Source organism: Microbacterium azadirachtae (assembly GCF_000956505.1).
Classification (GTDB): Bacteria; Actinomycetota; Actinomycetes; order Actinomycetales; family Microbacteriaceae; genus Microbacterium; species Microbacterium azadirachtae_A.
The window spans coordinates 22,490-29,333 of record NZ_JYIX01000014.1 but is presented as its reverse complement, the minus strand read 5'-3'; the positions used below and the strand labels follow the sequence as shown (position 1 = coordinate 29,333).

The window sequence follows — 6,844 nt, the reverse complement described above, 5'->3', positions numbered from 1 at the left end:
CCCCCGACGCCCCCTCTTCTACTTCCGGGTCGTCCCTGTGAGCGGACGCCAGGGGGTGCGCTCATGGGGACGACTCGGAAGTGGAGGGGCACCACGGAGGGGCGAGCCTGTTCCGGGGCCGGCCGCGGGTCAGTTCAGGCCGTGCTCGAAGGCGAAGACGACGAGCTGCACGCGATCGCGCAGGGCGAGCTTGGTGAGGATCCGGCTGATGTGCGTCTTCACGGTGGCCTCGGAGAGGAACTCGCGGGCGGCGATCTCGGCGTTGGACAGACCTCTCGCGGCGAGCGCGAAGATCTCCTTCTCGCGCTCGGTGAGGTCGCCGTAGCTCGCCGGAACCGGGACCTGCGCAGGCGCCGCGAAGTGCGCGAACAGATCACGGGTGGCCGACGCCGCGATCACGCTGGACCCGGAGTGCACCGTGCGGATCGCCGCGAGCAGGAATTCGGGATCCGCGTCCTTGAGCAGGAAGCCGCTCGCCCCCTGACGGATCGCGCGCGCGGCCGCCTCGTCGAGATCGAACGTCGTGAGCATCACGATCCGCGGCGGATCCGCCTCCTCCAGGATGCGCGCGGTGGCGGTCAGCCCGTCCATGACCGGCATCCGGATGTCCATCATCACGACGTCGGGGCGCGTCGCGCGCACGACCTCGATGGCCTCCTGCCCGTTCCCCGCCTCACCGACGACCTCGAGGTCGGGCTGCGACGCGACGAGCATGCGGATCCCGGCACGGAACAGCGCCTGGTCGTCGACCAGCACGACACGGATCATCCTGCCTCCTCGTTCCGCGCGATCGGATCCGCGCCTCCGGAAAGTCTGTCATCCCCTCGCGCAGCGCCAGGACTCGGCGCGGTGCCAGGACGACTCCAGGACCGCTCCGGCACAGCGCCTGGGCACTGCAGCTAGTCGGCGGCCGGCCCGATCGGGAGCACCGCGCGCACCACGAAGCCCACCGCCTCGTGCTCCGCGCTGAGCGTCCCGCCGACCAGCTGAGCGCGCTCGCGCATGCCGATGAGGCCGTGCCCGCGCTCCATGTGCGCCTGCCGCGGCGTCGGCGGCACAGCGTTGCGCACCGTGATCTGCACGTGGTCGGCATGCCAGCCGAGCCAGACGTCGACGTCGCCGGCGCCGTGCCGGATCGCGTTGGTCAGCGCCTCCTGCAGGATCCGGTACACGGCCAGCTGGATGCCGGCCGGGGGCTCCCCCGGCGGCATCGGGTCGACGGTGACGCGCGGTTCGATCCCGGCGGCGCGCACCTGTGTGTACAGCGTCTCCAGATCGGCGAGCGTGGGCTGCGGCCCCTGCCCCTCGCTGTGCCGCAGCTGCGCGAGCAGCAGTCGCACATCGGAGAGGGCCGCGCGCGCCGTCTGCCCGATCGTGGTCAGCGCCGCGGTCGCCTGCGCCGGATCCGCGGCTGCGGCGTAGCGCGCGCCGTCGGACTGCGCGATCACCACCGCGAGCGAGTGCGCGACCACGTCGTGCATGTCGCGGGCGATCCGCACCCGTTCCTGCTCCGCGACGGCGACCGCCTCTGCCCGCACCTGCGCGTCGCGGGTGCGGCGGCCGTGCAGCACGACCCGCCACAGCAGACCGGCGCCCCAGGCCATCACCAGGGTGAGCACGGACACGGTCCCGAGGAGCACCGCGACCAGCGCGACGCGCAGTCCGGTCTCGGTGTCCTGGATGAGCGCCTCTTCGTTGATGAGCGACATGTAGCCGCCCGCGATGAGCCCGCCCCCCAGTGCCGAGGCGCCGCCGATCCAGAGCAGGCGCATCGATCCCCAGGCCGACGTCGCGAACACCACGGCGAGGATCGCGAGGTTATAGGCACCGGGCGAGAAGCCGCACGCCATCTGCAGCAGCGCGCCGAACCACGCCACGATCAAGGCCAGCACCGGAGAGAGCCGGCTGATCGCCGCCGCGCCCCACTGGATGACCGCGACCAGCAGCACGAGCAGGATCGAGACCGGGCCGTCCGGGATCCAGCGGCTCATCGTGCCCGCCTCGAAGACGTACGTGAGGGGCAGCGTGAGCAGCAGGCCGATGGCGCTGCCCACGATGTCGAGCACGAGCCAGAAGCGCGGAATGGTGCGGATCACCCCCTCACGGTACGCGACCGGATCCGCCGGGGTCATCCGCCGGGAGATGTATCCCCGGGGCGGCGACCGGGCTCAGCGCCCGGCGGCGAGCGCGGCGATCGCGCGGCGGTCGGGCTTGCCCGAAGACAGCAGCGGCAGCGCCTCGACGGGAACGATCCGGGCCGGACGTGCCTCGGCACCCACCTCGGCTGCGACGCGCTCGCGGGCGGCGGCGAGCAGCGCCGGCGCGGAATCGGCGAGCCCGGTCCGCAGCGCGACCACGATCGCGGATCCCTGCCCCCAGCGCTCGTCGGCGATCGCCGCAACGACGGCGCCCTCGAGGCCCGCCACTGCGCGCACCGCGCGCTCGACTCGGTCCAGCGACACGTTCGTTCCGCCCGAGACGATGACGTTGTCGATGCGCCCGGTCACCGCGACCCTGCCGTCGGCCACGTCGCCGGCATCGCCCGTGCGGTACCAGCGCTCGCCCGCCGCGTCGGCGACGAACGTGCGCGCGGTCAGCTCGGGGTCGCCGAGATAGCCGTCGGCCAGCGTCGGACCGGCGATCCGCAGCTCGCCGTCGACGGACGCGACGCGCACTCCATCCAGCGCGACCCCGTCGTACACGCAGCCGCCCGCGGTCTCACTGGATCCGTAGGTGCGCACGACGCGGGCGCCGAGCGCCGCGGCCCGCTCCCGGAGCACCGGCGGTAGCGCCTGCCCGCCGAGCAGCAGCGCGTCGTAGGACGCCAGTGCCTCGCGCACGTCCCGGTCTTCGGCCGCGTCCAGCAGCGTCGCGAGCTGCGCGGGCACGAGCGACGCGTAACGCGGCCCCGCACCCATGCCGCGCGTCGCCGCCGCGAACGAGGCCGGCGTGAATCGCCCCTCGAGCAGCACGGGCGCCGTGCCCGCGAGGTGCGCGCGCACGAGCACCTGCAGCCCGGCGACATAGCCGGCCGACAGGGCGAGCATCCACTGCCCGGATCCGATCCGCCGTGCGGTCGCCTCCGCGCTCGCGGTCAGAGCAGCGGCGGAGAGGACGACCCGCTTCGGCACGCCCGTGGATCCCGAGGTCGCGATGACGACCGCGGTCCCGTCGGCGACGTCATCGCCGGGCCCCGGCGCGAATCCGAGTGCGAGGGGCGCCGCACCGTCGAGCGCCGCCGGCAGCCCCGCCCCGACCGCGACCGGATCCGCCCCGTCGACGGCGCGCAGCCTCATCGTCAGAAGTGCCAGGGGTAGGGGGACCAGTCGGGCTCGCGCTTCTCCAGGAAGGAGTCGCGGCCCTCGACGGCCTCATCCGTGCCGTAGGCCAGGCGCGTGGCCTCGCCCGCGAAGACCTGCTGGCCGACCAGCCCGTCGTCCACCGCGTTGAAGGCGAACTTCAGCATGCGGATCGCGGTGGGCGACTTCGTCAGGATCGTCCTGGCCATCGCGATCGCCTCGTGCTCGAGCTCGGCGTGCGGCACGACGCGGTTCACGGCGCCCGCCTGCATGGCGCGCTCGGCGGAGTACTCCTCGGCGAGGAAGAAGACCTCGCGCGCGAACTTCTGCCCCGTCTGGCGGGCCATGTAGGCGGATCCGTATCCGGCGTCGAAGGATCCGACATCGGCATCGGTCTGCTTGAACCGGCCGTGCTCGGCGCTCGCGATCGTCAGGTCGCAGACCACGTGCAGCGAATGCCCGCCGCCGGCGGCCCAGCCGGGCACGACCGCGATGACGACCTTCGGCATGAACCGGATGAGGCGCTGCACCTCGAGGATGTGCAGCCTGCCCGACCTGGCCTGCGCCTCGGCCGGCACCGTCGCCTCGTCCTCGGAGTACTTGTAGCCGTCCCGTCCGCGGATCCGCTGGTCGCCGCCGGAGCAGAACGCCCAGCCGCCGTCCTTCGGGCTCGGCCCGTTGCCGGTGAGCAGGACCACGCCGATCCGCGGATCCTGACGGGCCTCGTCGAGCGCGCGGTACAGCTCGTCGACCGTGTGCGGGCGGAACGCGTTGCGCACCTCGGGCCGGTCGAAGGCGATGCGGGCGATCCGTCCGTCGTTCGAGACGTGCGCGGTGATGTCGGTGTACTCCCCCGCGCCCGGCGCGAGCGTCCACTCGGCGGGATCGAACAGGTCGGAGACGGGCTTCTCGGTCACGGATCCCAGCCTATTCCGGGTCCCGTCCTTCGCGGGCTCGCTCAGGCCTCGCGGGCGAGACCCAGCTTGCGGTAGGCGTCGAACAGGATGCCGATCAGGATCCCGCCCAGCACGGCCGTGATCGAGATGTTCACGATCTGCACGATGTCCGCGGTCGGCGTGCTCGCGGCCTGCATGCGCGCCATCAGGTCGGGGGCGATGACGGCGCCCCGCCAGATCAGCACGATCGCGCCGAGCATCGCGACCAGGCTCGCCACGATGCTCACGGCGGCGAGCGGCGCGTTCCACCGTCCGCGCACGGCGACGAACGCCTCCACGACCAGCCCGATCAGGAGCAGCCCGAACCACGCCGTCATGACCCAGGGCCAGAGGCCCGGCGCCAGGACGTGCACGTGGTCGTCGCCCCAGCCGATGGTGCGGTCCCAGATGACGGAGCCGATCAGGGTCACGGTCAGGACCGCCATGCCGATCAGATCCGCCATCCGCGCGCCGAGGATCACGGTGCGGGGCAGCTTCTCGGGAGTCCATTCGAGCACGGTGTCGCCGGTGGATCCGAGACGCTCCAGCGCGGCGAAGACGAGTGTCGTCCAGAACGCGACCTGGATGCCGGACATGAGGATCGTGGGGATCATCGCACCGATCACCGCGCCGACATCGCCTCCGCCGATCGCTCGGATCATCCCCGCGATCACGGCGGCGACCGGGACGACGATCGCCAGAAGCAGACGCAGCAGGCGGAGCCACGCGGCGTAGTAGCGGGGTCCGATCAGCACGAGCGGCCTCCCGGAGAGCGACGCGGCGTAGGCGATGGGGTCGCCGAGCTCCGCGATCACGGCGTACTCCGCCGCCGCCGCTTCCTCGCCGGCGGCGATACGGCCGTCGACTTCGTCCGCGATCGACGCGCGCAGCTCGGCGGAGACCTCCTCGCGATCGGCGACGGGAACGGACCGCGCCACCGCGGTCACGTAGCGCTCGGCAAGGGTCGTGTCGGTGTCCATGATGTTCTCCTCCAGGAGGTCAGGGAAGATTCTTCGCGGCGGCGGCGATGGCCTGCACGTCGCGGGTGAGGGTGTCGGCCAGGCGGTGCCCGGCGTCGGAGGTGCGATAGAACTTGCGCGGTCGCGCTTCCTCGGTGTTCCACTCGCTCGCGAGGTAACCCTGCTTCTCGAGGCGTCGCAGCAGCGGGTAGAGGGTGTTGGAGTCGGTCGGGAAGCCGGCGGCGCTCAGCTGCTCCAGCAGGCCGTAGCCGTATCCGGGCTCGCGCAGCAGCCGCAGGCTCGCGAGCACGACCGTGCCGCGCCGCAGCTCCTGCAGGTGTCCGTCGAACTCCTCATCGCTCATGTTCAACACCATATTGTGCGTCGCACACTATTGTCAATGACACGATCCTGTCCGTCGCACTCGCATAGCGTGGAGGTATGACGATCGAGATCCAGCCCGTCGACGCCTTCGACGCCCCGGCCGTGGATGCCTGGTGGGAGGTGTACGCGGCCGCCCTGCGTGCCGATCGCGGAGGCGACGCCGTGCTGTGGTCGCTCGAGGAGACGCGGACGGAGCTTCAGCAGGACTCGGCGACGTTCGAACAGCATGCCTTCCTCGCACGGCGAAATGGGACGGTCGTCGGTGCGGCCTCCCTCGCCTTCCCGCTCAAGGACAACACCCATCTCGCGGATATCGCGGTGTACGTCGTACCGGGGGCGCGGCGGTCGGGCATCGGATCCGCGCTGCTCACCGAGCTGGAGGAACGTGCGATCGCGCGCTCTCGGCGCACCTTCCTGGCCGACACGAGCTGGGCCGCCTCCGTACCCGCCGACGGCACGGGGCATCCGGGCGTCGAGTTCGGCCGCAGGCACGGCTACGCGCTCGCACTCGGCGACCGGGAGAGCGTGCTCGACCTGCCCGTGACCGAGGATCTGCTCGATCGCCTCGCCGCCGGAACCCCCGACGACGGCTACCTGCTGCGCAGCTGGACCGGCCCCGTGCCCGAGGACGTCGTCGCCGGATGGGCCGAGCTCTCCAGCTCGCTCGACACCGAGGCGCCGATGGGCGACCTCGACATCGAGGCCGCGACTGCCGACGTGGCGGAGATCCGCGAGAGCGAGGAGCTCGTGGCCGCACAGGGTCGCACCTCGTTCTGCGTCGTCGCGCTCACCCCGGACGGTCAGGTCGCCGCGTACTCGCAGCTCGTGGTCTCCGGGGACGACAGCGCCGCGTACCAGTGGGGGACGCTCGTCCGACGGCAGGATCGCGGCCACCGCCTGGGCATGCGGGTGAAGCTGGAGAACCTGCGCCGGCTGCAGCGCGAGATGCCGGGCACGCCGCGGGTCGTGACCTACAACGCCGAGTCGAACGAGCACATGCTCGCCGTCAACGTCGCTCTCGGCTTCCACCCCTCCGGGCGTCTGGGCGAGCTGCAGAAGCGGCTCGGCTGATCCGCGGCGCCCGGGCCGGGGCGCGGGCGGGGATCCCGGCCGCGATCCCGTGACGTTTTGCACACGGTGCGACGATCCGCGCACGGATCCGGCTCAGCCGCGTGCAGAACGTCGCACCCTGTGCGGATCGTCGCACCCCCGACCGCGCTCGAACACCTCTCGAGGACACGTCCGAGCCGGCGCGGCGGAGCGGATC

The 6,844-nt window shown here is 72.1% G+C and carries 7 protein-coding genes; 1 reads left to right on the top strand and 6 read right to left on the bottom strand.

Annotated elements, in window-relative coordinates; all coding sequences use genetic code 11:
- Positions 1 to 129: 129 nt before the first annotated feature.
- The 6 genes from RS86_RS00720 to RS86_RS00695 all read right to left on the bottom strand — a co-directional run bounded on the left by RS86_RS00720 (position 130) and on the right by RS86_RS00695 (position 5,557).
- On the bottom strand, positions 130 to 768 hold the full coding sequence (locus RS86_RS00720) for a response regulator (protein WP_045270280.1): 639 nt from the start codon (positions 766 to 768) through the stop codon (positions 130 to 132).
- A gap of 131 nt (positions 769 to 899) precedes the next feature.
- Positions 900 to 2,096, bottom strand: a complete 1,197-nt coding sequence (locus RS86_RS00715; protein ID WP_045270291.1) for a sensor histidine kinase — start codon at positions 2,094 to 2,096, stop codon at positions 900 to 902.
- A gap of 72 nt (positions 2,097 to 2,168) precedes the next feature.
- Positions 2,169 to 3,296, bottom strand: a complete 1,128-nt coding sequence (locus RS86_RS00710) for an AMP-binding protein (protein WP_045270279.1) — start codon at positions 3,294 to 3,296, stop codon at positions 2,169 to 2,171.
- Positions 3,297 to 3,298: 2 nt separating this feature from the next.
- A complete protein-coding gene (locus RS86_RS00705; protein WP_045270278.1) occupies positions 3,299 to 4,216 on the bottom strand; it encodes a 1,4-dihydroxy-2-naphthoyl-CoA synthase in 918 nt (305 codons plus the stop codon).
- Between the two features lie 41 nt (positions 4,217 to 4,257).
- The gene (locus RS86_RS00700) at positions 4,258 to 5,214 is read right to left on the bottom strand and encodes a permease prefix domain 1-containing protein (RefSeq protein WP_052679990.1); all 957 of its coding nucleotides are present in this window, start codon (positions 5,212 to 5,214) and stop codon (positions 4,258 to 4,260) included.
- Positions 5,215 to 5,233: 19 nt separating this feature from the next.
- Complete coding sequence (locus tag RS86_RS00695; RefSeq protein WP_045270289.1) at positions 5,234 to 5,557, bottom strand: PadR family transcriptional regulator; 324 nt, start codon at positions 5,555 to 5,557, stop codon at positions 5,234 to 5,236.
- Positions 5,558 to 5,634: 77 nt separating this feature from the next.
- Between RS86_RS00695 and RS86_RS00690 the strand changes: the two genes are divergently transcribed.
- Positions 5,635 to 6,648: a GNAT family N-acetyltransferase gene (locus tag RS86_RS00690; RefSeq protein ID WP_045270277.1), complete on the top strand. Its 1,014-nt coding sequence runs from the start codon at positions 5,635 to 5,637 to the stop codon at positions 6,646 to 6,648.
- Positions 6,649 to 6,844 lie beyond the last annotated feature (196 nt).